The sequence below is a fragment of the Paenarthrobacter sp. NPDC018779 genome (assembly GCF_044391085.1).
In the GTDB taxonomy this organism is placed as follows: Bacteria; Actinomycetota; Actinomycetes; order Actinomycetales; family Micrococcaceae; genus Arthrobacter.
Genome location: NZ_JBIRZS010000006.1, coordinates 38,034 through 60,964, shown reverse-complemented (window position 1 = coordinate 60,964; position 22,931 = coordinate 38,034). Strand labels below are relative to the sequence as shown.

The following is a 22,931-nucleotide window of genomic DNA, read 5'->3' as shown; positions in this document are numbered from 1 at the left end:
ATTTTCACACTGAGATGAGGAACACCATGCGCCAGATCCGCGCATTGCGCATTGCCGCCGTAGCAGCCGGCATCGCCCTGATGGCCACCGGTTGTGGTGCCACCAGCAAGAACTCCACGGGCACGGAAAGCTCCGGGGCCGCCAAGCCCATCAGCGGGCTCCAGATCATGGTCCCCAACACCCCTGGTGGTGGCTACGACACCACAGCCCGCGCGGCGGCCAAGGTCCTGGATGACGAGAAGATCACCAGCAACACCGAAGTCTTCAACCTGGCCGGAGCCGGTGGCACCGTGGGCTTGGCGCGCGTGGTCAACGAGAAGGGCAACGGCGACCTGGCAATGCTCATGGGCCTGGGCGTGGTGGGTGCCAGCTACACCAACAAGTCCGAGTCGAAGCTGACCCAGACCACCCCGCTGGCCCGGCTGATCGAGGAACCAGGCGCGATCATGGTCAGCAAGGACTCCCCCTACAAGACCATCGACGACCTGGTGAAGGCGTGGAAGGCCAATCCGGGCTCCATCGCCGTGGGTGGCGGTTCCTCGCCGGGCGGCCCGGACCACCTCCTGCCTATGCAGCTGGCGGGGGCCGTAGGCATCGATGCCACCAAGGTGAACTTCGTTTCCTACGACGGCGGCGGCGACCTGCTGCCTGCGATCCTTGGCAACAAGCTCGGCTTCGCGGCCTCCGGCGCCGGTGAATACCTGGAGCAGATCAAGTCCGGCGAGGTCCGCGTCCTGGCCACCAGCGGTGAGAAGCGGCTGGACGGTGTGGACGCCCCCACCCTCAAGGAATCCAACATCGACCTGGTGTTCACCAACTGGCGCGGCATCGTGGCCCCTCCCGGCATCAGCGACGAGGACAAGAAGTCCCTGATCGCGGCGTTGGAGAAGATGCACGAATCCGCTGGCTGGAAGGAAGCCCTGAAGACCCACAGCTGGACCGATGCGTTCATCACCGGGGACGAATTCCAGACCTTCCTGACCGACCAGGACAAGCGCGTTGCCGATGTCCTCACCAAGCTTGGCTTGGCGTGAGCACTGCAGTAAAAGCCCTCAAAGGCCGCGCCGAGCTGGGGGTCTCCCTCCTGCTCGGCGCGGCCGGGGTCCTGGTTTTCCTGGACGCCAATGGCCTGGTCACCCCGTATTCGAAGTCGGACCCGGTGGGGCCCAAGACTGTGCCGTTCATCGTGGCCGGGCTCCTGGTGGTTTGTGCCGTGTTGCTGGCCATCAACGTCCTCCGTGGCGGCAAGGGTGAAGCCGAGGGTGGCGAAGACGTGGACCTCGCCCACCCCGCCGACTGGAAGACCGTCCTCCCCTTGGCCGGCGCGTTCATCCTGAACATCCTGCTGATCGACTGGGCCGGCTGGGTAATCTCCGGCACCGTCCTTTTCTGGGGCAGCGTCCTGGCCCTGGGCAGCCGAAAGTATGTCCGGGACGGCCTAATCGCACTGGCCCTTTCCTTGCTGACCTTCTATGGCTTCTACCTCGGTCTTGGCATCGCACTGCCTGCCGGGCTTCTGGAAGGAATCCTCTGATGGACGTCCTGTCCTCCCTGATGGACGGTTTCGCTACCGCCCTGACCCCCATGAATTTGCTCTACGCCATGATCGGCGTGCTCCTGGGCACGGCCGTCGGTGTCCTGCCGGGGCTCGGGCCTGCCATGACAGTGGCACTGCTGCTTCCCGTCACGTACGCCCTGGAACCCACCAGCGCCTTCATCATGTTCGCCGGCATCTACTACGGCGGCATGTACGGCGGCTCCACTACCTCGATCCTCCTTAACACCCCCGGAGAATCGTCTTCGGTGGTCACGGCGATCGAGGGCAACAAGATGGCCAAGGCCGGACGCGCAGCGCAGGCCCTGGCCACAGCCGCCATCGGATCCTTCGTTGCCGGAACCATCGGAACCGCCCTGCTTGCTGTCTTCGCGCCGATCGTGGTGAAGTTCGCCGTCAGCCTCGGCGCGCCCAGCTACTTCGCCATCATGATCCTGGCCCTGCTGGCCGTCACTGCTGTGCTGGGCTCTTCGCGGCTCCGCGGCTTCGCCTCCCTGGCCCTCGGCCTGGCGATTGGCCTGGTGGGCATGGATTCCGTGACAGGCCAGCGCCGCTTGACGTTCGGCCAGCCGCTGCTTGCCGACGGCCTGGACATCGTTGTGGTTGCGGTGGCCATCTTCGCCGTGGGTGAGGCCCTCTGGGTTGCCGCCCACCTTCGCCGCAGCCCGCTCCACATCATCCCCGTGGGCCGTCCATGGATGGGCCGGAAAGATTGGTCCCGCTCCTGGAAGCCGTGGCTTCGCGGGACGGCTTTCGGTTTCCCCTTCGGCGCCTTGCCGGCGGGTGGAGCGGAGATCCCCACCTTCCTCTCCTACGTGACCGAAAAGCGGCTGAGCAAGCACAAGGAAGAGTTCGGCAAGGGAGCCATCGAAGGCGTCGCCGGGCCGGAAGCCGCCAACAACGCAGCGGCAGCCGGGACCCTGACCCCCATGCTGGCGCTGGGCCTCCCCACGAACGCAACGGCCGCCGTCATGCTCGCAGCGTTCACCACCTACGGCATCCAGCCAGGACCACAGCTCTTCTCCAGCCAAGGACCACTCGTCTGGGCGCTCATTGCCAGCCTGTTCATCGGCAACCTTTTGCTGCTGCTGATCAACCTTCCCTTGGCTCCCCTTTGGGCGAAGCTCTTGCAACTCCCCCGGCCCTACTTGTACGCGGGCATCCTGTTCTTCGCCACCCTTGGCGCGTACTCGGTCAACCTGCAGGCCTTCGACCTGGTGATCCTGCTGGTCCTCGGTGCGCTCGGCTTCATGATGCGCCGCTTCGGGCTCCCTGTCCTGCCGCTGATCCTGGGCGTCATCCTCGGCCCACGCATCGAAGGCCAACTCCGCAAGACCCTGCAACTCAGCGCCGGCGACCCCTCCGGACTCTTCAGCGAACCCATTGCGATCGTCGTCTACATCATCGTGGCGATCGTGCTGGTGTGGCCCTTTGCCTACAAGCTCATCAAGCCCAAGCGGAAAGCCAAGGACCCGCTGCTCCCCGCCAACTCCGGCGCTGGCGACTACAGCGTCTAACCCCAGAAACAGGAGAACCCATGACCATCGTGGTGGGATACGTCCCCACACCCGAGGGCGAAGCAGCCCTGACGCAGGCCATCGCCGAAGCCAAGAACCGCAAGGACACGCTGCTCGTCATCAATTCCTCCAAGGGCGATGCGCTGGTGGACAACCGCTACGCCCAGGAGCCGGACATCCAGACCGTGGAGGACCGGCTGGCGCAGGAAGGCATCCAGCACACCATCAAACAACCGGTACGTGGCCACGACGCTGCGGCCGAGGTCCTGGACGCAGCCGACGAACACGACGCGGAACTCATTGTGATCGGCCTGCGCCGGCGCAGCCCCGTAGGCAAGCTCATCATGGGCAGCGTCTCGCAGCGGATCCTCCTCGAGGCCGACTGCCCGGTGTTGGCGGTGAAGGCGGACTAGGAGTCCATACAGAAAATGCCCCTAAGATGCGTTCTTAGGGGCATTTTCCGTACGCACTTTCCCAGGGGGACCTCATGACCGAAACCATCCGCACTGCCCGCACGGGCGACGCCGGGAAGCTGGCCGAGTTGGCCGCCGTCACCTTTCCGCTGGCGTGCCCTCCCGGGGCATCGCCGGCAGACATCCAGGCCCACCTTGAGCGCACGCTCAGCGAGGCCAACTTCATGGAGTACCTCGCCGATGCGAACATCACCATCCTGGTGCTCGACGACGGCGGGCAGCTGAACGGGTACACCATGCTGATCGCCAAACCGGCAAGCGACCCGGATGTCGCGTCGGTCCTCTCGGCGCTGCCCTCCACAGAGCTCAGCAAATGCTATGTGCACCCCGACCATCACGGCCAGGGTGCAGCGTCCCGCCTGATCAGGGCCTCCTTGGCCGATGCCGCGGACAAGGGTGCCGCCGGTGTGTGGCTGGGTGTCAACAGCGAGAATGCCAAGGCCATCCGCTTCTACGAGAAGTCCGGTTTCCAGCGGGTGGGCACTAAGTCCTTCAAACTCGGCGACTCCGTGGAGCACGACTTCGTGATGGAGCACCGGCTTTAGTCAGGCGGAGGGAGCCGCCTGAAAGGCCCTCGAACGGAACTCTTCGATCACCCGTGAGTACAACGCCACGTGCTCCCCAGCCATCCGGGTGGCACTGAAGTACTCGTCCACCGCTCGACGGCAGGCCGCCCTGGACAAGGAAACCGCCGCCTCCACGTAGTCGGCCAAATCTCCCACATCAGCGAGATAGCCGGTTTCACCGTGCCTCACGATCTCGGGAGCTGCACCCATCCTGGTGGCCAACACAGGGGTACCCGTGGCGAGTGCCTCGATCATCACCAGGCCGAACGGCTCGGGCCACTGTATGGGGTTGATCAGGGCTACGGCACCACCCATGAGTTCATACTTTTCCGGGTCGGAGAGCTCGCCGAGGAACTCTTCGTCCGGGCCCAGGAAAGGCCGAACCACATCCTGGTAGAACCGGACTTCGTCCTTGGCGTGCATCTTGGCGGCGATCCGGAGCGGGACACCTGCCTCCCGTGCGATGTGCACCGCCTCCATGAGGCCTTTGTCCGGGCACATGCGTCCCACGAAACACGCGTAGCCACCGCTTCCGTCGCCAACGGACACCGTGGAGAGGTCCAGTCCGTGGTGGATGACGGAGGCAACGTCGAAGTCCGGCACCATGGACCGTTGGTCGTGGGAGATCGCGATGATGGCAGTGTCCCCGGCCATGGCGCGGTAAAGCCCGGCCGATTGCGCCGTGAGCTGGCCGTGGATGGTGGTCACCACGGGAGTGTCGGCAGGCCGGTGGGCATAGAGGGGACCGGCCAAGGTGTGGTCGTGGATGATGTCCATGCCGCGCAACCCCTGGTAGGCCCGCGCCACGTGGCTCAGCTCGCTCAGCGTGCACCCGAGTTCTTCCGGCACGCTGGGGCCGAAGCCGTCCAACTGGGGCACAGGACACGTACTGTCCGAAGCCGCCGCAAGGAGAACCTCATGCCCGGCGTCCACGAGGGCCCGTGCCAAGGCGTCAACAACCCGTTCGGTGCCGCCGTATCTCTCAGGTGGGACGGTGAACCAGGGTCCAACAATGAGTCCGATGCGCATGCTGGGGCCTCCGCGCAAAACCCCCAAAACCAGGAGCTGACTGCACAACCCTCATTAAGGCTATAAGCCCCGTGAGGAATCTAACAGGCCTTTTTCGGAATGCTCCTCCGTTCCTCCCGGTTGACGAAACCATGAAGATTGAGATCTGGTCCGACGTCGCGTGCCCCTGGTGCTACATCGGCAAGCGCCGTTTTGAAACTGCCCTGGCACAGTTCCCGCACCGCGAATCCGTGGATGTTGAATGGAAGAGCTACCAGCTGGACCCTTCCGTCCCCGAGCAATACGACGGCACCGAGCTGGACTACTTGAGCAAGCGCAAGGGCATGGCCCCGGAGCAGGTCAAGCAGATGTTCGCCCACGTCACGGAGACCGCCAAGGGAGAAGGCCTCGACTACCACTTCGACAAAGTGGTTGTCGCCAACAGCTTCACGGCACACCGACTCATCCACCTCGCTGCGACCCACGGCAAGCAGGACGCCGCCAAGGAACGCCTGCTCAGCGACCACTTTGAGCACGGCAAGGACATTGGCAACCAGGACTACCTCAGCGAACTCGGTGCTTCCCTGGGCCTTCCGGAAAGCGAAGTCGCGGAGCTCTTCACCACGGACAAGTTCACCGACGAGGTCAACCAGGACATCAACGAAGCCCGCGCCATTGGTGTTACGGGTGTCCCGTTCTTCGTCATTGACCGCAAGTACGGCATCTCGGGCGCCCAACCGGCGGAGCTCTTCAGCCAGGCCCTCAACCAGGCCTGGCAGGAAGCCAACCCCCTGATCCCGGTGGGCGCCACAGACGCCGAGGCCTGCGGCCCCGACGGCTGCAGCATCTAGCCAGCTAGGCTTTCGCCACCTCAAGCTCGACGACGGCCCAGGACAGGGCGGGCAGCGTCAACCGTAGCTCGGACCCGCTGGCCTTGACGTTCTCAAGCGGCGTCAGCCCAACCCGGTCCGGCTGGGACTTGCTGTTGACCGTGAACCGGTCGCCGCCGTCGGGCATTTCCAGGACTTCGGCGCGCACCACCTGACGCGCGTCGAAACCCCGCAAGGCCGTCTCGACGTCGGCCGCCTCGTCCAGGCCGCGGTTGGCGAAGAAGAGGGCAACCCGGCCGGTCTCCTCGTTCCAGGTGGCGCTGACGTCCACCAGGTCCGTGTCACCGAAGCGGTTGTTCGAGTACTTGTCCGAGTCCACGGACAAGCGCAGGATCTGCCCCTTGGCCAGCTCGGCCATGCGCGCGAACGGATGGAAGATGGTCTGCTTCCATGCCGGTCCGTTTTCTTCCGACAGGATCGGCGCGATCACGTTGACCAGCTGCGCCTGGTTGGCAATGTGAACGCGGTCGCCATGGCGGAGCAGCGAGTTGAGCAGCGTTCCGACCACCACGGCGTCCGTCACGTTGTACTTGTCCTCGATCACGCGGGGATGCTCGCGCCACGGTCCCTTGACGATGTTGCTGAGCTGGTCCTCGGTGTCGCGGCCACGCTGGTACCAGACGTTCCACTCGTCGAAGGACAGGTTGATGTGCTTCTTGTGCTTGCCCTTCGCCCGCACCGCATCCGCCGTGGCTATGACCGACTCGATGAAGTAATCGGTGTCGACGGCGGAAGCCAGGAAGCTGCCCACGTCGCCTTCTTCTTCGAAGTAGTAGGCGTGGAGGGAAACGTAGTCCACCTCGTCATAGGTGTGCGTGAGGACCGTCTGCTCCCAGTCACCGAAGGTGGGCATCCGGGAGTTCGAGCTGCCGCACGCCACGAGTTCAATGGACGGATCCACGTAGCGCATGGCCTTGGCGGCTTCCTGGGCCAGGCGTCCGTATTCGTCGGCGGTCTTGTGGCCGATCTGCCACGGCCCGTCCATCTCGTTCCCGAGGCACCAGAGCTTGATGTCGAACGGATCCTTGTGGCCGTTCTTCGCACGGAGGTCGGACCAGTAGCTGCCTCCGGGGTGGTTTGAATACTCCACGATGGCGCGGGCTTCCTCGACGCCCTTGGTGCCAAGGTTGATGGCCTCCATGATCTCCGTGCCGGCCTGCCGGGACCAGTCGACGAATTCGTGCAGGCCGAAGGCGTTGGTTTCCACCGTGTGCCAGGCACCATCCAGCCGGCGGGGCCTGCTTTCGCGCGGCCCAATGCCGTCTTCCCAGTTGTAGCCGGACACGAAGTTGCCGCCTGGGTAGCGGATCACGGTAGCACCGAGCTCCTTGACGAGCTTGAGGACGTCCTGCCGGAAGCCTTGCTCGTCGGCTTCGGGGTGGCCGGGTTCGTAGATGCCGGTGTACACGCAGCGGCCCATGTGCTCCACGAAGGAACCGAAGAGGCGGCGGGGTACTTCCCCGACGGTGAAATCGCGGTCGAGGGTAATGCGGGCGCGGGACATGGTTCTCCTTAAGTCTGGTGATTGCTGGAAAAGGTGCCGGGTCAGGTTCCGGCGAGTCCCGTCGTCGCCACGCCTTTGATGATCTGGCGCTGGAAGAACAGGAAGACGAGGATGAGCGGCAGGGCCGCGAGCAACGCGGATGCCATGTTCTGCGCATACTGGATGCCGTAGGCGCTCTTGATGGTCTGCAGTCCAACGGGCAGGGTCAGCAACGAATCGTCGTTGGTGGCGATGAACGGCCACAGGAAGTTGTTCCACGCGCCGATGAACACGAAGATCGCGACGGCGGCCAGGATGGGCCGGGACAACGGCAGGATGATCTGGGTGAAGATCCGCAAACGGCTGGCCCCGTCCATCACTGCCGCTTCTTCGAGTTCGCGGGGAATCTGGTCGAAGAACTTCTTCAGCACGAACACCATGGCAGGGTGGATGACCTGCGGCAGGATGATGGCCCATGAGGTGTCGATCATGTTCAGCGCAAGCATTTGGTAGAACAGCGGGATGATCAACACCGGTGGCGGGACGATGATCGAGGCAATGATCACGGTCATGAGGACCTTCTTGCCCTTGAAGTCGATCCTGGACAAGGCATACGCCACGAGTGCCGAGATCACCAGTGTGATCGCCGTGATGGCCACCGAGGTGTAGAGCGAGTTCCAGGTCCAGAGCGGGATGTTTCCGTCCTGGAACACCTTGACGAACGCGTCCACGGTAAAGCCCGACGGCGGCACCCACGTCACCTTTGGAGCGGCGGCATCCGTCTCGGACTTGAAGGCGGTGACGGTGGCCCAGGCAAAGGGAACCAGCCACAGGACAGCGATCACGGCCGCGACGACGATGGCCGCGATCTTGCCGATGGTCGGCTTCTTGCGGGGTTGGCGGAGCTGTTGCGCGGCCGCTTGCGGTGCCGCGGGCCGGGTAAGGGTTGTGGTTGCCATGGTTATGCGCTCCTGCGGCGGGTGATGACGAACTGCATGACGGAGACCAACACGATCAGTCCGAAGAAGATGTAGGAGATGGCTGCGGAGTAGCCCAGCCGATAGCCGGTGAACCCGGATTCGAAGATGTACTGCACCACGGGACGGGTTGATCCACCGGGACCACCGGCCGTCATTTGGTACACCTGGTCGAAGATCTTCAACGAGGCCAGTATCTGCAGGAGCACGATCATCACCGTGGTTGGCGTGAGCTGCGGCAAGGTGATGGAGAAGAACTGACGCCAGGCCCCCGCACCGTCCAGCGATGCCGCCTCATAGTGCTGGGCAGGAATGTTCTGCATGGCTGCCAGGTAAAGGAGGAAGTTGAAGCCCACGGTCCACCAGAGCGTGGCGATGACTATGGCCCACATGGCCACATTGGGATCGTTGAGCCAAGCCACTTTGGGCAGGCCGATCTTGGCCAGGAAGTCATTGATCAGGCCCAACTGCGGGTTGTACATCCAGGTGAAGAACAAGCTCACCACGGTGGAGGCCAACAGGTACGGCGCAAAGTAGGAGAGCCGCCAAAGCCACTGTGCCGGCAGCCCGATGTTGAGCAGGGCCGCCATCACCAAGGCCACCAGGACCAAGGGAACGGTGCTGATCACGGTGAAGTAAACCGTATTGCCCAGGGACCGCCACATGTCTGCGTCGGCCAGGGCTTCGGCGTAGTTGGCGAAACCGATGAGGCTGTCATTGGCCCCGGTGAGGGATTTGCCGGTGAAGCTCATGTACAGCCCGTAAATGAGCGGCCATACGAGGAACACCAGGAAGAACACCAGGAACGGGGTGGCAAAACCCCAGCCGCTGAGGTTGTCGCGGGAGCGTCGCAGGGACTTGGCTGTACCTGCGGCAGGAATGGTGGGGGTCCCGGGGTTTTGCCGGGACAAGGTAGGGGAACTCATCTAAGGACTCCTTTGTCGCTCGGGGCTTGGCCCGTTACACCGGGTTGGGTCGGGAAAGAAGGGTGTTGGTGCGGCGTTCGAAGGCATCCCAGCCAGCGGCTGCCTTGTCCCTGCCGAGCAGCACGTTCTGGACGTTCTCCGCGAAGTACGTCTGCCAGTCGGAGCCCGAGCCGCTGAACCAGGCCTCAGGATCGTAGGCAATGATGTCCGCCGCGTTGGCGTAGTGGATCTGGGGCGTCAGCTCGCGGTACGCCTGCGATTGGACCACCGGCTGGTACGCGGGAATGTGGCCGGCCTCCGCCCAGGACAGCGAGCCTTTCAGGACGTCGCTGACGAACTTGTAGACGTCCCGCCGTTTCTCCTCGTTGACCCTGAGTTGCCGCGGAAGGACGAAGGAGTGCGAATCCGCGTATGACGCCGGTGTGCCGTAGAGCGTGGGGATGGTGGCAGCATCCACGGGAATGCCGGCCTTCTTCATGGTGGGCAGTTCCCACACACCGCTGAACAGCATTCCGGAACCGCCACGGGCAAACTCGGCGATGCCCGTACTGATGTCACCGCTCTTGGCCGCGATGGTGTCGTCGAACAGCGATGCCATGAACTCCAAGGACTCGATCGCTGCGTCCCGGTCCACCTTCATGGGCTGTCCCGGGGTCAGTTCCATGTCCGCTCCGTGCTGCTTATAGAGCGTGTAGAAGAGGCGCCACATCTGGGAGCCACTGCCCAGGTAGCCGAAGGACAACCCGTGGGCCCCGGTAACTTTCTGCATCTCGACTGCCATGGCCTTGAAGTCCTGCGGCGACGCAACGTCCTGGAGTTGGCCGTCGCTCCCCATGACCCCGGCTTTGTCCGCCACGTCCCTGTTGTAGAACATGATGAACGGGTGCGAGTCCAGTGCTATGGAGAAGACCTTGCCGCTCTGCTGGCTCTTCTCCCAGATGCGCGGCGCGAAATGCTCGCCCGTGATGCCGTTCTCGGCCAGCAGATCCAGGTCCCACGGATCGATCAAGCCGCCGGGAGCGTAGCCGGGCACCCTGCTTGCGTGCATGATGGCGACCTCTGGCGGACGTCCTCCCGCCGAGGCCATGGCGAGCTTGGTGTAGTACGGCGGTCCCCAGGCGAGAACTGTTGGGTGCACCGTGAACCCGGGATTGGCCTTGTTGGCGCTGTTGATCATGGCCTGCATCTTGATCCCGTCACCTCCGGAGAGGAGGTGCCAGAAGTCGATGTCCTGCGCCGCCGTCGCTTGGGCCGCACCGCCGCAACCACTGAGGCTGCCGGCAAGGGCAAGGCCTCCCAAGGCCGCGGATCCGGCGATGAGTTGCCTGCGGGATAGCTGTCTCCCGGTCAAAGATTCGAACTGCTTCACCCGTCACTCCTTTGGATGGGTCCGCTGAAAGGGCACTGCTTCATTGCAAAAGTCCGGTTCCGGTGCTTCACGGTTCCGGGTAAATGGTGGCCCGGCGAGTGACGCAGCTCTCACATTACATCGATGTAATAGACACGGCAAGAGAAAATTGTTAGCGCGAACAATTTGCTCATTCCGAAGGGCCAAGACGCGGGCCGCCGATGGCAATCGGAGGTTCAGCCGCCAGTACTGGCCCGCTCCACGATCGAATAGGGCACCTGCACCACCCGCTGCTCCTGATGCCTGCTGGCCATCCGTTCGGTCAACAACCGGATGGCCTCGGAGGCGATGGTGCGCTTATCGAAAGACACCGTGGTCAACGGCGGGACGGCAAAGCGTCCGTCCGCAACGTCGTCGAATCCGGCGACGGCGATGTCTTCGGGCACACGGATTCCGAGCTTCCACAGCGCATTGAGCGCGCCCAGTGCCATGGAGTCCGTAAAACAGAAGAGGGCTTCCGGCACTGGATGGGAATCCAGATACTCCGTGAGCGCCTGCGCTGCCGACTCGGAGGTCCATTTTTCGCAGCGGATCAGGAGCTCGTCATCGGCCTCGACACCGAGGGATTCCAACGCCGCTTCATAACCAGCCGCCCGGTGGATCGCAGTGGCCGAATGCCGTCCGCGGTTGATGCCCAAGGCCGCGATCCGCCGTCGTCCGTTCTTCGCCAGCGCCAATGTCATGTCCCGGGCCGCAGCAAAGCTGTCCACATACACGCGGTCCGCCAGGTGCTGGGTTACCTCACCCAAAAGGACCACGGGAGGAAGGGAAATCCCAACCTTCACGGCGCTTTCCTGCAACACCACAGGGTTCAGAATGAGCCCGTCAATCAGGTTTGCCCTGGCGCGGGTCATGAGTTCCTGCTCGCGATGCGGGTCCGAGCCGGTTTCTTCGATTTGGACACTCCAACCCTGCTCATGGGCGACTTCCACCAGGTGGTGTGCCATCTCGGCCGAGAAGGGTGTAGCCAGGTCCGGCAAGGCCAGGCCGATGACCCCGGACCGGCCGTTACGGAGACCCCGCGCGGACAAATTGGGAACGTAGTCCAGCTCCTGCATGGCCTGCTCCACCCGGAGACGCGTCGATTCGCTCACCGGCACGACCCCGTTCATGACGTTCGAGACGGTTTTCGGCGACACCCCCGCGCGGCGCGCCACATCCTTGACCGTTGCCCGCAACAGTCCCCCTTTTGAATTTTGTCCGGTTGGATCGATGCTACGCGAGTTTGCGCCCACCCCGCTGCGGCGGCAGGGTGTCCGCGTCCCCCAGGCAGCCCACTGTCGTCCAGGATCCGGCACACGAAGGTTGTTTATCCAAATAACGGGTAATATTATCGCGTATGTGAATACTCAAGCCTCAGCGCTTTCACCCCTGTTTCGCTCGGATGCGCAGGGTGAGATCCTGGCCAGGATCTTCCTGAATCCCGATCGCAGTTTCACGGTTGCGGAACTTGCCCGCGCTGCCGGAACCCCCTACGCCAGCGCTCATCGCGAAGTGGCACGCATCGTGAAAATGGGCTTAGCGAAATCGGAAAAACGCGGACAGTCCCTGGATATCCGAGTTTCAACAGACTCGCCTTTATATCGCCCGCTGGCCGAAATACTCCGATTTACCTATGGTCCTCCGGCCATCCTGCCCAGGTTCCTCGCCCAAGTCCAAGGCATTGATGAAGCGTACATTTATGGTTCATGGGCCGCCCGCAGAGAGGGCGAACAGGGCAGCGCGCCGAATGACCTGGACGTCTTATTGGTCGGTAACCCGCCCCGCGCTGAAGCCTATGACTCAGCCCAGCGCGCGGGTTCTGCGCTGGGCAGGGAAGTTAACGTGCGTATTCTGAGCCCGGCCACATGGGCGGCCGCGAATGACCCCTTCACCAAGACCCTGAAGAAGCGTCCGCTTGTGAAACTCGAGTTGAAGGAGAGTGTTGAATGATTGACCGATGGGACCGTGGCCGCGCTGAAGTCGACCAATTAATTGAGCAATCGAGGCTCACCGAGGTTACGCCGAACCCGGAGTTGGCCGATCACTATATCAGCCAGGCACACACCCACCTCAAAGCCGCGGAGACCCTACGTGAGCAGGATCCTGCCGGTGCATTCACACTTGCTTATGATGCCGCTCGTCTGTCACTGGCCTCGATCCTCGTCGTTCAAGGATTACGGCCACGAGGAGAGGGCGCTCATGGCGTCCTCTTGGAAGTGGCGATATTTCAGTTGGAACCGCCACGGCAAAAGGAAATCCGCGAGTTTGATTGGATGCGCCGCCTGCGGAACGACACCCAATACCCCGACGTAGATCGTCCAACAGCCGGTGTCGATGACGTGGACCAAGCCATCCCCGCCGCCCGCGCGATTGTTGAGCGAGCTGAACGACTGGTAGGCATCATGCCGCCCTACAGGGGGTGACCCGGAGTTTTTCTTTTAAGCAGTGGCGAGCCTTGCGCGTCCACGACGGGCCACAAGGAACGCACGGTACGAGCTGCTCAACTTGCTGACAGATCCCTGTAAAGTGTCTATATGCCAAGGATCACGGCCGCCACGAATGCTGCCCAACGCGCCGAGACCCAACGACGGATACTGACCGCCTTCGGAGAGCTGCTCTTCACCCATGGGCTCCCCGGGCTCACCATGACGGACGTGGCCCGGCACGCAGGGGTTGGCCGAACCGCCGTCTACAACTACTACGCGGACATGGAGCAACTGCTCATCGCGTACGCCCTGGACGAGACCGAGCGCTTCATCGTGGACCTTCGGGAGTCGCTGGCCGCCTTGGAGAATCCCGTGGACCGCCTGGCGCTCTACGTTCGCGCACAAGTGGAGGACCTGAGCCGCCGGCACCTGCCACCCGGTCCGGCAATGGCCGCAGTCCTCTCCCCCGGCTCCTTCTCCAAACTCGCGGACCACGTGGGCGAGTTGAACATCCTGCTTGAGGACATCCTCAAGGACGGCGTCCAGCAGGGCTACCTGCCGGACATCGACGTGGCCCAGTTGGCGCGGCTCATCCACGGAACGCTCTCCGCCAGCGCCGCGCGCCGCAACCGGACGCCCGACGGCGACAGTCCGGTCCCGGCCCCGCTCGCCGACGTCGAAACCGCCACGGCGCAGACGGTGCGCTTTATCCAATTGGGTGCGGGCGCGCGTTTCGACGACGCCGGCCGGCCAGTGCGCAACGGCGCGGCGGACACGCTGGCCAGCTAGCTCCCTACTGCCCTGCAGGATTGGTGGGGATGATGGGCCACTTGGTGCCGTCCACTACGCGCTGGTCCTCGCGCGGGCAACTGAGCTTCCCGGGCGTCTGGTCCACCAACTGCGCATCAACCAGGCCTTGGTATCCCGGAGTGAGGACGACGTCTACCGACTCGTCCTCACGGTTGTCCTGGTAGTAGTCCGTCCCTGCGAGGTTCCGCTGGACGTTGAAGGCTGCTGCTTGGCCCTTGACGCCGGAAATCACTACACCCACACCCGAGTACGCGGTATCGCTGTTGTCTACGGAGGCCACCTTGTAGCCACGTGACGCGAACTGGTCGGCGACGGTGCGGGCCAGTCCACCGCGGGAGGTGGCGTTGAAGACGTTGAGGTTCACGGTTTCGTTCGGGATGTAGTCGAACGTGGTGCTGGGACACAGGCTGCTCGGGGCTTTGCTGGCCACTGCCGTGGGCACTTTGATGACGCCGTTCATGACCGCCCAGGCACCAACCGCTCCGGCGGCAATGACGCCGATCAAAAGGACCAGGACAATGGCGTGGAAAAGTCGACGCCCGAAGCGGGAGCGGGGAACCTCGGCGTCTTCAGCGAACGTGGCGCGAAGCTCGGCCCCCGTGACCACATGGTGGCCGTGGAGCCGGGTGGCGTCCGCGGGCCGCTTAGCCATCGATCACCAACACGCGTGCGTGGATGGCGGTGCGCTGGTGGAGCGCAGTCCTGACTGCCCGGTGCAGGCCATCCTCCAGGTACATGACGCCCTGGTACTGGACCACGTGGGGGAACAAGTCACCGAAAAACGTTGAATCCTCGGCCAGCAATGCCTCCAAATCCAAAGTGCGTTTGGTGGTCACCAATTCGTCCAGCCGGACGGGTCGCGGCGGGAGGGCTGCCCAGTCACGCGGCGCAGAGTATCCATGGTCAGGGTACGGGCGTCCCTCGCCCACAGCTTTGAAGATCACCCTGCAAGCCTATGGAAGTTGCCGCCCTAACGGAACTTGTGACCCGCAGCACACGCAGGTTGTAGCCAAATGGTGACTATCCTTTCGCGCTGCGTCATAGCTGTGGAGGACCCGCCGCGGACTGACAGAATAGGGGCATGACTCAACCGCTCCACGGCACTGACCGGACCGCTGCCCAGAAAGCCCCGGCCCTCGCGCTGCTGCTCGACGTCGATGGCCCCATCGCCAGCCCTGTGACGCGGGACGTCAAGCCGGACATCATTGCAGACCTCGTGGCGCTGGCCTCCGCCGGAATTCCCGTCATCTTCAACACCGGCCGCTCTGACGCCTTCATCGCCCAGCAGGTCATGGAGCCGATGATCGCTGCCGGTATGCCAGCGGGAACCGTCATCCACGCCATCTGCGAAAAGGGCGCGGTCTGGTTCAGCTACACCTCCGCCGGACCGGGCCCCATCCATGTGGACCACGAGCTCGCCGTGCCCAAGGCCTACGGGGACGACATCCGCCGGCTGGTGGCCGAGGATTACTCGGCGCACATGTTCTTCGACGAGACCAAGCGGGCCATGGTTTCCGTGGAACAGCACCTGGACGTTGCCAGCGCCGACTATCTCGAGGAACAGAAGCTCTTCGACGCCGATGCCCTGGATATCCTGAACCGGCACGGCCTCAACGCCGCGCTCCTGGACCACCATGCGCCGGAATCGGACGATACCGCCGACTACCGCCTGGACCCCACCATCATTTCCACGGATATCGAATCCGTGCGCCTGGGCAAGGACCTGGGCGCCAGCCGCGCCGTCGAACTTCTCGCGGCCCAAGGCATCACGCCGCTGGCGTGGCGGACGGTGGGCGATTCCCGCACGGACTACGCCATGGCAGACTGGCTCCACCACAACGACCACGAGGTCAAGCATGTGGATGTCCGTCCCGCGGACGGCGTGCCCGTCAAGCCCTACACCATCCTCACCGCAGCCGACCTGGAGCTGGCGGAGGACGTCATCCACGACGACGCCGGCGGCGCCTTCCTGCGCAGCTGGCGCGAAGCGCTGGACATCTAGAAGCCTGCCCACCCACGCACCACGGAACAGTACGGAGAAGCAGCCATCACTGAAGCACAGGTCGATCCGGTTTACCACGGCAGCCCCACCGTCGAAGAGGACGCGATCGTCGAGGCGTCCTCGCCTGCCGTCGTCGCGCACCTCAAGCACAGGTCCGACGTCGTCCGTCACCGCGGGCGGTACGCGCTGGTCAATGCGGACCTCACACCGCAACAGGCCATGGTGTCCGACCTCCTGGCCGTCCGGGCGGCGCTGGACGCTGCCGGCGTCGACTTCATCCTGGTGCGCGGCAACGACGAGCGGCCCGTCATCGCCGTCGATTGGGAGTCCCGGAAGGCCGTCCGGGACGCACTGGTGGAAGCCTTCCGGAACGAACCCTTCTACTCGATGACCGTGGACGCCAAGAAGAAGGCCTCGGTGCTGGTGGCTGACGGCGAGTTGTCCGCCAACCGCAAGTCCCGCATCTTCCGGCTGTACCGGCCCCGGGTGGAGACCGAAGGAGGCCTCTGGTACGGCCCTGCGCTCGGTGTCCAACTGGAGCTGTGGCGCTTCGACGGCGACCGGCTGGAACTGCCCGTGGAGAACTCGCTGACCCGCCGGACCCTGCTGCGGCAGGACGCGGTCCGCGGCTCCGTGCAGCGTCATGGACTGGAATGGCCCACCATCGAGAACATGTTCGCGGACCACGCGAGCGATATCGACTTCGACGTGGATATCGTCTTCTCCTGGGTTGACGGCACGGACCCTGCCTACATCGCGGCGCGGCGGGCCCAGCAGGCGGACGCTGTCCTGGGCGAGGGCGACGACCACGAGGCCCGCTACCGCCAGATCAACGAACTCAAGTACGCGCTGCGTTCGGTGCACATGTTCGCGCCCTGGATCCGCCGGATCTTCATCGCCACGGACTCCCCCGCCCCGGCTTGGCTGGCTGACCATCCAAAGGTGACGATTGTCCGCAGCGAGGAGTTTTTCGCCGACCCCTCGGTGCTGCCCACGCACAATTCACAGGCCGTCGAGTGCCAGCTCCACCACATCGATGGGCTCTCGGAGCATTTCCTCTACTCCAACGACGACATGTTCTTTGGCCGTCCGGTTGGCCCGGACATGTTCTTCACCCCCGGAGGCATCACCAAGTTCATCGAGGCCAGCACCAGGATCGGCCTGGGCGAGAACGACGCCGAACGCAGCGGATTTGAAAATGCGGCCCGCGTCAACCGCAAGCTGCTCTGGAAGCGCTTCGGCAGGATCACCACCCGGCACCTGGAACACACCGCTGCCCCGATCCGCCGCAGCGTGGTGGCACGCATGGAGCAGGAGTTCCCGGAGGAGTTCACCAAGACTGCGGCCAGCCGGTTCCGGGCCGCGGACAACATCTCGGTGACCAACTCGTTCTACCACTATTACGCGCTCCTGACGGGCCGTGCAGTCACCCAGACCAACGCCAAGGTCAAGTACGTGGACACCACGTTGTGGTCCGGGTTGCACTACCTGCCCAAGCTCCTGGCCAAGCGGAACATGGACCTCTTCTGCCTCAACGACGGCAGCTTCCCAGAGGTCCACGCAGACGAACGGGCCGGGCTGGTCACCGACTTCCTGGAGAAGTACTTCCCCGTCAAGGCACCTTGGGAGAAGTAGCACCACGCGGTGCCACGGGCACCCGGGGCTGCCGCGGCCGGCTGGTCCGCGGGTGCTTCGGGATGCTGATTCCGGCTGCGGCGAGACGCCGCTGAACCTCCTCGGCATCCACGGGCTCGCCCACGGTCACCCCGCCGGACATCGGCACCACGGAGTGCACAATCGTGTGCTCGTACACGTGCACCATGTTGTAGGCCTGCGCACCGTCGCGCCCGCGCTGGCCGCCGGCTGTGACGCCCAGGTCCTGCGTGTAGCACGTGGCGGAGGCCACCGACACAGGGATGCCGGCGAAGCTCGCCGTGGTGGAGAAATGCAGGTGGCCGCCCAGGATGGAGCGGACATCCGTATTGCGCACGACGGCGGCCAGCGCGGCTTGGCCACGGAGCTCTACCAGGACCGCCAGGTCCTGGACGCACGGCACGGGTGGGTGATGCAGCGCGAGGATGGTGCCGTCCGGCGCCGGGGTGGAGAGCTCGTCCGCAAGCCATTCCAACTGTTCCTCGGACAGTTCGCCGTGGTGGAAGCCGGGAACCGTGGTGTCCAGGGTGATGATCCGCAGGCCGTTGACGAAGTAGCTGCGGTCCATCGGGTCCTGGGGCCGGCTGTTTTCCGAGGCATCCACGAACGCGGATCGGAAATTGGCGCGGTCATCATGGTTGCCCATGGCCCAGATGGCCTTGGCTCCGAGGGCATCGCACACGGGCTCGATCATCCCGCGGAGCCGCCGGTACGCTTCGAGTTCGCCGCGGTCGGCAAGGTCTCCGGTGAAGATGATGGCTTCCGGCTTCAGCCTTGAAGCGACAATCTGATCGCAGATCTCCTGCAGCCTGGCAGCGCTGTCCACCGATCCGTAGAGTGTGCCGGGTCCACCCACCAGGTGAAGATCGCTCAAGTGCAACAGCACATGACCTGGTTTCGGGTACTCGGCCTCGATGAGCTCCATAGCTGCCTTAGCGTTAGGTGGGAGACGGCGCCTCCCGTGTAACCCCAGTAGGACCAATCCAACCAGACGGGAAGCCAACACTTGGCTAATATCCGGCGGAATGTTGGAAAATTACTTTCCTCCTTTCTGGAATTCCAGGCTTATGCCAATGCCTTTTCCACTGCTTCTACAAGGTCTTCGGAGTCGGGCTCAACGGCGGATGGGAACCGTGCGATCATTTCTCCCTGCCGGTTGATGACGAACTTTTCGAAGTTCCATTTCACCTTCACCGGCTGGCCGTCCTCGTCCCGGGTCAACTCCGAGAACAGCGGATGCTGCTCCTTGCCCAGGACGTTGGCCTTGGCGGTCAGGGGGAAGGAGACGCCAAAATTGCGCTCACAGAATTCGGCGATTTCCTGGTCCGAACCCGGCTCCTGGCCCGCGAACTGGTTGCACGGAACACCCAGGATTTCCAGTCCCTCGCCGCGGTACTTCCCGTAGAGCTCCTCCAGGCCGGCGTACTGGCGCGTGTAGCCACACTTGGAAGCGACGTTGACCACCAGCACCGCCTTGCCCTCGAACCGGCCGAAGTCAGCTTCGGTGCCATCGTTGAAGGTGAGTGGAATGCTGTAGAGGGTGCTCATGGATCGCTTCCTGACGACGTCGGCTGGCGGGATTGCCGCCATCGAGCTTACGGGAGCTTCGTAAGGGCCACGAAACGCGGGGTGTCCGCGTTTCGTCGCGCTACGGGGTGGGAAGAATGAGGCTGGACAACGGCACCGTTGTGCCGTCCGGCTTCCGGACCAGGTCCGGAGCAATCAGGACGTATCCAGGCGGAAGAACCACCGTTGGCAACGTGGCAGCGAGCGTCGTAGTCGGAGCAGGCGCAGGCGCTGCCGGGGTGACCGGCGCCGCCGGCTGCGTCACCACGGGAGCCGGCGCAACAACCGACGGTGCCGGCGCGACTACTTTCGGTGCAGGCACGACGGCGACAGGCGCCGAAGCAGGGACGCTCGGCTGAGTGGCGGGGGCAACCGGAGCGACTGCCGGTGCCGGTGCGGTAGTGGTGACCGGAGCCGGCGTCGTGGCCGTTGCAGCTGGTGCCGTGGCGGTCGCACTCGGGGTCGGCGTAACCGTCGGCGTTGCCGTAGTGCTCGGCGAAGGCGAAGCAGTCGCCGTCGGGCTCGGGGTAGCCGTAGCGGACGGCGAAGGCGAGGCAGTCGCCGTCGGGCTTGGCGTAACGGTCGCGGACGGCGAAGGCTTGGCAGTCGCCGTCGGGGTTTGCGTCACGGGAGGCGTGGAGGTGCCGGTACCGCCCGGCGTGGTGGCTGTACCGCCCGGGTTGCTTGGAGTGACCGGCGGGGCGACGTCTTCCTCGTGTTCGCCACCAATAACGGCGCGGTTGGTGCCATCCGAAACGGGAACGGCCCACTGCGGCGAGCTGGAACCGGCGCCGACGCCCGGCTGGTAGTTGACCATGGTGATCGGCTGCAGCGGATCCACCTGTTTGGTGGGCAGGAGCTGCCACTGGTTGGGGTTGGTGTGGAGGCCGTTGACGATTGTTTCGAAGTGGAGGTGGCAGCCAGTGGACCACCCGGTGGTTCCGACTTCGGCGATGACCTGGCCAACCCGGACGCTTTGGCCTTGGGTCACTCCAATGGCCTGGAGGTGGTTGTAGGTGGTCACCAGTCCGTTGCCGTGCTCGATCTCCACGCGGTTGCCACCGCCCCAGATGTGCCAGCCCACGGCCTTGACCACGCCTGAATCGGCAGCGTAGACGCGGGTTCCACAGGCCGCGGCGTAGTCCTGTCCCCAGTGGAACTCACCGGGCAGGCCAGTGAGCGGGCTGTAACGGTAGCCGTAGGGCGAGCTGGGGTTGAGCACCTCGAGGGGTGCGTAGAGGTAACCTGCGGGTGGCCGGGACAGCCCGGCGGATGCGACATTCAGGGCGCCTGACCCATCGGCACCTACAGCGTGGACCAGTGCCCGGTCGAAGAACACCATGGGCGTGCCGGCCGTTTGCTGCGGAGGCTCGGGCAGGTCGTCCATCACCAGGGTCTGGGCCTCGGGCGGCGTCAGGCTGCCCAAGGAATTCGGTCCTACAACCCCCTGGGCCGAGGCTCCATTCAGGGACGTTGAGGACGCGGACGTCAGTGGTTGGAATCCGAAAGCAAAAAACGCGGCCACTGCGAGGGTTGCGGCGAAGAAGACGCGGCGAAAACCCTCGGTGCGCACCAGGGTTGCTACCCGGTCTGATTCATGATGCTTGCCCACAAAAACACTCCCCAAAAGCCAGCGGCACCAAACCCCAGCCTGGCGTGCAAGCACCATTGTTGCCGTTCTCAGGGCGAAAATAAAGTCTTCCAGGTTGCCTGCTGGTGAAAGGTTGGCTCAGTTTTTCCTCAAGACGTCTTGAGCAATTGGGAGGGTCGGCTCAGGCCAGGTTCTCCTTGAGCAAGGCCCGGTGCTCAATAGCTGCCGAAGTATGCAAGGCCCGGCCTGCCTCGGTCAGTTCCAGGAAGAGGGACCGCCGGTCATCGGCGCACGTTTGGCGTGAAACCAAGCCGGCTTTTTCCAGCCTGTCCACTACTTTGGACACGGCACTTTGGGTCATGGGGGTGCGCTCCCCCAGTTGCTTCATGCGGCACGCGGCGTCGGCGCATTCGGCTACGAGGTCAAGGATCTCGAACTCGTTCAGGCCGATGTCGAACTTTGCTTCCAGGGCACGGTCCAAAGCTCCCGCCGTGCGGAAGTAGGAGTCCTGGATGGTGCGCCACTGCTCAACCAGTTGGCGGTCACGCGTCGTTGCCATGGTCCGATTCTAGTTCATGACGCCATTTGAATCCACGTCATAAGATGACACGTCATATTCCTTGTCATTGAATGACGTGTCATCTACATTGAAGAACATGACATCACCCACCACCCTTCAAAGACCTGCCGATGCCCTGGCCTCCGCGGTCCGCTGGACCCGGGCCCAATGGCTCCTGCTGATGGTCGTGTGCACCGTCCTGGCCCTGGACGGCCTGGACGTCTCCATGGTTGGCGTGGCCCTGCCCTCCATCGGTCACGAACTCAACCTCGGCACCGATTCCCTGCAATGGATCGTTTCCGCCTACGTTCTTGGCTACGGAAGCCTGCTCCTCCTGGGTGGGCGGCTCGCGGACCTTTTGGGCCGCCGTCGTATCTTCCTCATAGCGCTCTCAGTCTTCGCCGGCGCATCGCTCCTGGGTGGATTGGTTGACGACCCCGCCATCCTGATCGCAACGCGCTTCGTGAAGGGCCTCGCTGCGGCGTTCACCGCGCCCACCGGCTTCTCCATCATCACCACCAACTTCGCCGAGGGCCGCGCCCGCAACAAGGCGCTGTCCATCTTCACTACCTTCGGCGCCAGCGGCTTCTCCCTGGGCCTGGTGGTTGGCGGCCTCATGACCAGCCTGAGCTGGCGCTGGACCTTCCTCGTTTCGGTTCCCATCGCCGTGATCGTGGTGCTGCTGGGCATCAGGTTCATCCCGAAGGACAAGCCCTCCGCCGAGAACAGCGGGCACGACATCTGGGGTGCCGTCACGCTGGCACTGGGCATGCTCGGACTGGTGTACACCTTGGTGTCCGCACCTGAGCAGGGCTGGGGATCTGTGGCAACAATCGCCGGATTCGCAGTATCTGCCGCCGTGCTGGCAGCCTTCGCGGTCATCGAGAACAAGGTGAAGCACCCGTTGATCCGCTTCGGCATCCTGAAGGAGGGCTGGGTGGCCCGAGCCAACCTCAGCGCCGTCGGGCTGTTCGGGTCCTACCTGAGCTTCCAGTTCATCGTCACCATGTTCCTGCAGTCGGTGCTCGGCTGGACTCCCTTGGGCATGGCCCTGGCACTGCTTCCCGCAGGCCTGCTCGTGGCCACGAGTGCGCCCTTCGCGGACCGGCTGATCGAAAAGTTCGGGGCAAAGCAACTCATCCTCACCGGACTTACCGCCCTTGGCCTGGGCTACGTCCTGTTCCTTCGCGTTGGCACCACGCCCAACTACGCGCTGGACATCCTGCCCTCGGTGGTCCTGCTGGGCATTGGTTTCGCCTTGGCCTTCCCGTCCATCAACGTGCTGGCCACGGAAGGCATCAGCGATTCGGAGCAGGGACTCGCCGCCGGCCTGATCCAAACCAGCACCCAGGTAGGTGCGGCACTCGTTCTCGCCGTCACCACGGCTTTGGTGAGCGGACACGGCCAGGCTGTGGGTACCGTCAGCGCCCAGGCCATGCTGGAACAGTACCGTCCGGGACTCATCCTGAGTGCCGTCGTCGCCATTGCCGCCCTGTTGGTGGCAGCGGCACCTGCCAAGCGCCGCGCCCGCGTGTAGTT

At 63.9% G+C, this 22,931-nt stretch carries 24 protein-coding genes; 12 read left to right on the top strand and 12 right to left on the bottom strand.

Annotated elements, in window-relative coordinates; all coding sequences use genetic code 11:
• Positions 1 to 26: 26 nt before the first annotated feature.
• The 5 genes from ACH488_RS09140 (at position 27) to ACH488_RS09120 (ending at position 4,090) form a co-directional block, all read left to right on the top strand.
• On the top strand, positions 27 to 1,034 hold the full coding sequence (locus ACH488_RS09140; protein WP_397323695.1) for a Bug family tripartite tricarboxylate transporter substrate binding protein: 1,008 nt from the start codon (positions 27 to 29) through the stop codon (positions 1,032 to 1,034).
• Positions 1,031 to 1,534 (top strand): tripartite tricarboxylate transporter TctB family protein, encoded by a 504-nt coding sequence (locus ACH488_RS09135; protein WP_397323694.1) that lies wholly within the window; start codon positions 1,031 to 1,033, stop codon positions 1,532 to 1,534. Before ACH488_RS09140 ends, ACH488_RS09135 begins: the two co-directional genes overlap by 4 nt.
• Complete coding sequence (locus tag ACH488_RS09130) at positions 1,534 to 3,072, top strand: tripartite tricarboxylate transporter permease (protein WP_397323693.1); 1,539 nt, start codon at positions 1,534 to 1,536, stop codon at positions 3,070 to 3,072. Before ACH488_RS09135 ends, ACH488_RS09130 begins: the two co-directional genes overlap by 1 nt.
• A 20-nt stretch (positions 3,073 to 3,092) precedes the next feature.
• Positions 3,093 to 3,485: a universal stress protein gene (locus ACH488_RS09125; RefSeq protein WP_397323692.1), complete on the top strand. Its 393-nt coding sequence runs from the start codon at positions 3,093 to 3,095 to the stop codon at positions 3,483 to 3,485.
• A 74-nt stretch (positions 3,486 to 3,559) separates the two neighbouring features.
• On the top strand, positions 3,560 to 4,090 hold the full coding sequence (locus ACH488_RS09120; RefSeq protein ID WP_397323690.1) for a GNAT family N-acetyltransferase: 531 nt from the start codon (positions 3,560 to 3,562) through the stop codon (positions 4,088 to 4,090).
• Here the strand turns inward: ACH488_RS09120 and ACH488_RS09115 are convergent, their stop codons facing one another.
• Positions 4,091 to 5,140, bottom strand: coding sequence for a glycosyltransferase family 4 protein (locus ACH488_RS09115; RefSeq protein WP_397323689.1), 1,050 nt, complete (start codon positions 5,138 to 5,140; stop codon positions 4,091 to 4,093). It abuts the gene before it with no gap.
• Positions 5,141 to 5,271: 131 nt separating this feature from the next.
• Here ACH488_RS09115 and ACH488_RS09110 point away from each other — a divergent pair, with 131 nt between their 5' ends.
• Positions 5,272 to 5,970, top strand: coding sequence for a DsbA family oxidoreductase (locus ACH488_RS09110; RefSeq protein ID WP_397323688.1), 699 nt, complete (start codon positions 5,272 to 5,274; stop codon positions 5,968 to 5,970).
• A gap of 4 nt (positions 5,971 to 5,974) precedes the next feature.
• On the opposite strand, the gene ACH488_RS09105 is transcribed toward ACH488_RS09110, so the two are convergent.
• From ACH488_RS09105 to ACH488_RS09085, 5 genes are all read right to left on the bottom strand, one after another.
• Positions 5,975 to 7,513 (bottom strand): alpha-N-arabinofuranosidase, encoded by a 1,539-nt coding sequence (locus tag ACH488_RS09105; protein ID WP_397323687.1) that lies wholly within the window; start codon positions 7,511 to 7,513, stop codon positions 5,975 to 5,977.
• Between the two features lie 41 nt (positions 7,514 to 7,554).
• Positions 7,555 to 8,451, bottom strand: a complete 897-nt coding sequence (locus ACH488_RS09100; RefSeq protein WP_397323686.1) for a carbohydrate ABC transporter permease — start codon at positions 8,449 to 8,451, stop codon at positions 7,555 to 7,557.
• A gap of 2 nt (positions 8,452 to 8,453) precedes the next feature.
• Positions 8,454 to 9,395, bottom strand: coding sequence for a carbohydrate ABC transporter permease (locus tag ACH488_RS09095; RefSeq protein ID WP_397323685.1), 942 nt, complete (start codon positions 9,393 to 9,395; stop codon positions 8,454 to 8,456).
• A 34-nt stretch (positions 9,396 to 9,429) separates the two neighbouring features.
• Complete coding sequence (locus tag ACH488_RS09090) at positions 9,430 to 10,764, bottom strand: extracellular solute-binding protein (protein ID WP_397323684.1); 1,335 nt, start codon at positions 10,762 to 10,764, stop codon at positions 9,430 to 9,432.
• 215 nt (positions 10,765 to 10,979) lie between these two features.
• Positions 10,980 to 11,915 (bottom strand): LacI family DNA-binding transcriptional regulator, encoded by a 936-nt coding sequence (locus ACH488_RS09085; protein ID WP_397323682.1) that lies wholly within the window; start codon positions 11,913 to 11,915, stop codon positions 10,980 to 10,982.
• Here ACH488_RS09085 and ACH488_RS09080 point away from each other — a divergent pair.
• From ACH488_RS09080 to ACH488_RS09070, 3 genes are all read left to right on the top strand, one after another.
• Positions 11,914 to 12,735: a hypothetical protein gene (locus tag ACH488_RS09080; RefSeq protein ID WP_397323680.1), complete on the top strand. Its 822-nt coding sequence runs from the start codon at positions 11,914 to 11,916 to the stop codon at positions 12,733 to 12,735. The two genes, ACH488_RS09085 and ACH488_RS09080, sit on opposite strands and share 2 nt — an antisense overlap.
• Positions 12,732 to 13,208 carry a HEPN domain-containing protein gene (locus ACH488_RS09075; protein WP_397323678.1) on the top strand — a complete coding sequence of 159 codons (477 nt, stop codon included), beginning with the start codon at positions 12,732 to 12,734 and terminating at the stop codon, positions 13,206 to 13,208. Before ACH488_RS09080 ends, ACH488_RS09075 begins: the two co-directional genes overlap by 4 nt.
• A gap of 111 nt (positions 13,209 to 13,319) precedes the next feature.
• Positions 13,320 to 14,000, top strand: coding sequence for a TetR/AcrR family transcriptional regulator (locus ACH488_RS09070; RefSeq protein ID WP_397323677.1), 681 nt, complete (start codon positions 13,320 to 13,322; stop codon positions 13,998 to 14,000).
• 4 nt (positions 14,001 to 14,004) lie between these two features.
• Here ACH488_RS09070 and ACH488_RS09065 read toward each other — a convergent pair whose 3' ends face one another.
• Both ACH488_RS09065 and ACH488_RS09060 read right to left on the bottom strand, forming a co-directional pair.
• A complete protein-coding gene (locus tag ACH488_RS09065) occupies positions 14,005 to 14,673 on the bottom strand; it encodes a LytR C-terminal domain-containing protein (protein WP_397323675.1) in 669 nt (222 codons plus the stop codon).
• A complete protein-coding gene (locus ACH488_RS09060) occupies positions 14,666 to 14,965 on the bottom strand; it encodes a type II toxin-antitoxin system VapB family antitoxin (RefSeq protein ID WP_021471645.1) in 300 nt (99 codons plus the stop codon). The genes ACH488_RS09065 and ACH488_RS09060 overlap by 8 nt, the downstream gene beginning before the upstream one ends.
• Before the next feature lie 137 nt (positions 14,966 to 15,102).
• On the opposite strand from ACH488_RS09060, the gene ACH488_RS09055 reads away from it, so the two are divergent.
• Positions 15,103 to 16,023, top strand: coding sequence for a hypothetical protein (locus tag ACH488_RS09055; RefSeq protein WP_397323674.1), 921 nt, complete (start codon positions 15,103 to 15,105; stop codon positions 16,021 to 16,023).
• A gap of 105 nt (positions 16,024 to 16,128) precedes the next feature.
• A complete protein-coding gene (locus tag ACH488_RS09050; RefSeq protein ID WP_397323864.1) occupies positions 16,129 to 17,658 on the top strand; it encodes a stealth conserved region 3 domain-containing protein in 1,530 nt (509 codons plus the stop codon).
• Here the strand turns inward: ACH488_RS09050 and ACH488_RS09045 are convergent.
• The 4 genes from ACH488_RS09045 to ACH488_RS09030 form a co-directional block, all read right to left on the bottom strand.
• Positions 17,636 to 18,601, bottom strand: a complete 966-nt coding sequence (locus ACH488_RS09045) for a phosphodiesterase (protein ID WP_397323672.1) — start codon at positions 18,599 to 18,601, stop codon at positions 17,636 to 17,638. The genes ACH488_RS09050 and ACH488_RS09045 overlap by 23 nt on opposite strands.
• Positions 18,602 to 18,741: 140 nt before the next feature.
• Positions 18,742 to 19,224 carry a glutathione peroxidase gene (locus ACH488_RS09040; RefSeq protein WP_397323671.1) on the bottom strand — a complete coding sequence of 161 codons (483 nt, stop codon included), beginning with the start codon at positions 19,222 to 19,224 and terminating at the stop codon, positions 18,742 to 18,744.
• Positions 19,225 to 19,324: 100 nt separating this feature from the next.
• The gene (locus ACH488_RS09035; protein WP_397323670.1) at positions 19,325 to 20,854 is read right to left on the bottom strand and encodes a M23 family metallopeptidase; all 1,530 of its coding nucleotides are present in this window, start codon (positions 20,852 to 20,854) and stop codon (positions 19,325 to 19,327) included.
• Positions 20,855 to 21,014: 160 nt separating this feature from the next.
• Positions 21,015 to 21,392 (bottom strand): MarR family winged helix-turn-helix transcriptional regulator, encoded by a 378-nt coding sequence (locus ACH488_RS09030; RefSeq protein WP_397323669.1) that lies wholly within the window; start codon positions 21,390 to 21,392, stop codon positions 21,015 to 21,017.
• 97 nt (positions 21,393 to 21,489) lie between these two features.
• Between ACH488_RS09030 and ACH488_RS09025 the strand changes: the two genes are divergently transcribed.
• Positions 21,490 to 22,929: an MFS transporter gene (locus tag ACH488_RS09025; protein ID WP_397323667.1), complete on the top strand. Its 1,440-nt coding sequence runs from the start codon at positions 21,490 to 21,492 to the stop codon at positions 22,927 to 22,929.
• The last annotated feature ends 2 nt before the right edge of the window (positions 22,930 to 22,931 follow it).

Coding starts and splice junctions, on each gene's coding strand:
- ACH488_RS09140 (WP_397323695.1), top strand. CDS start 27: ATGCGCCAGATCCGCGCATTGCGCATTGCCGCCGTAGCAGCCGGCATC.
- ACH488_RS09130 (WP_397323693.1), top strand. CDS start 1,534: ATGGACGTCCTGTCCTCCCTGATGGACGGTTTCGCTACCGCCCTGACC.
- ACH488_RS09125 (WP_397323692.1), top strand. CDS start 3,093: ATGACCATCGTGGTGGGATACGTCCCCACACCCGAGGGCGAAGCAGCC.
- ACH488_RS09120 (WP_397323690.1), top strand. CDS start 3,560: ATGACCGAAACCATCCGCACTGCCCGCACGGGCGACGCCGGGAAGCTG.
- ACH488_RS09115 (WP_397323689.1), bottom strand. CDS start 5,140: ATGCGCATCGGACTCATTGTTGGACCCTGGTTCACCGTCCCACCTGAG.
- ACH488_RS09110 (WP_397323688.1), top strand. CDS start 5,272: ATGAAGATTGAGATCTGGTCCGACGTCGCGTGCCCCTGGTGCTACATC.
- ACH488_RS09105 (WP_397323687.1), bottom strand. CDS start 7,513: ATGTCCCGCGCCCGCATTACCCTCGACCGCGATTTCACCGTCGGGGAA.
- ACH488_RS09100 (WP_397323686.1), bottom strand. CDS start 8,451: ATGGCAACCACAACCCTTACCCGGCCCGCGGCACCGCAAGCGGCCGCG.
- ACH488_RS09095 (WP_397323685.1), bottom strand. CDS start 9,395: ATGAGTTCCCCTACCTTGTCCCGGCAAAACCCCGGGACCCCCACCATT.
- ACH488_RS09080 (WP_397323680.1), top strand. CDS start 11,914: ATGACGTTCGAGACGGTTTTCGGCGACACCCCCGCGCGGCGCGCCACA.
- ACH488_RS09085 (WP_397323682.1), bottom strand. CDS start 11,915: ATGAACGGGGTCGTGCCGGTGAGCGAATCGACGCGTCTCCGGGTGGAG.
- ACH488_RS09075 (WP_397323678.1), top strand. CDS start 12,732: ATGATTGACCGATGGGACCGTGGCCGCGCTGAAGTCGACCAATTAATT.
- ACH488_RS09070 (WP_397323677.1), top strand. CDS start 13,320: ATGCCAAGGATCACGGCCGCCACGAATGCTGCCCAACGCGCCGAGACC.
- ACH488_RS09065 (WP_397323675.1), bottom strand. CDS start 14,673: ATGGCTAAGCGGCCCGCGGACGCCACCCGGCTCCACGGCCACCATGTG.
- ACH488_RS09055 (WP_397323674.1), top strand. CDS start 15,103: ATGACTCAACCGCTCCACGGCACTGACCGGACCGCTGCCCAGAAAGCC.
- ACH488_RS09045 (WP_397323672.1), bottom strand. CDS start 18,601: ATGGAGCTCATCGAGGCCGAGTACCCGAAACCAGGTCATGTGCTGTTG.
- ACH488_RS09040 (WP_397323671.1), bottom strand. CDS start 19,224: ATGAGCACCCTCTACAGCATTCCACTCACCTTCAACGATGGCACCGAA.
- ACH488_RS09030 (WP_397323669.1), bottom strand. CDS start 21,392: ATGGCAACGACGCGTGACCGCCAACTGGTTGAGCAGTGGCGCACCATC.
- ACH488_RS09025 (WP_397323667.1), top strand. CDS start 21,490: ATGACATCACCCACCACCCTTCAAAGACCTGCCGATGCCCTGGCCTCC.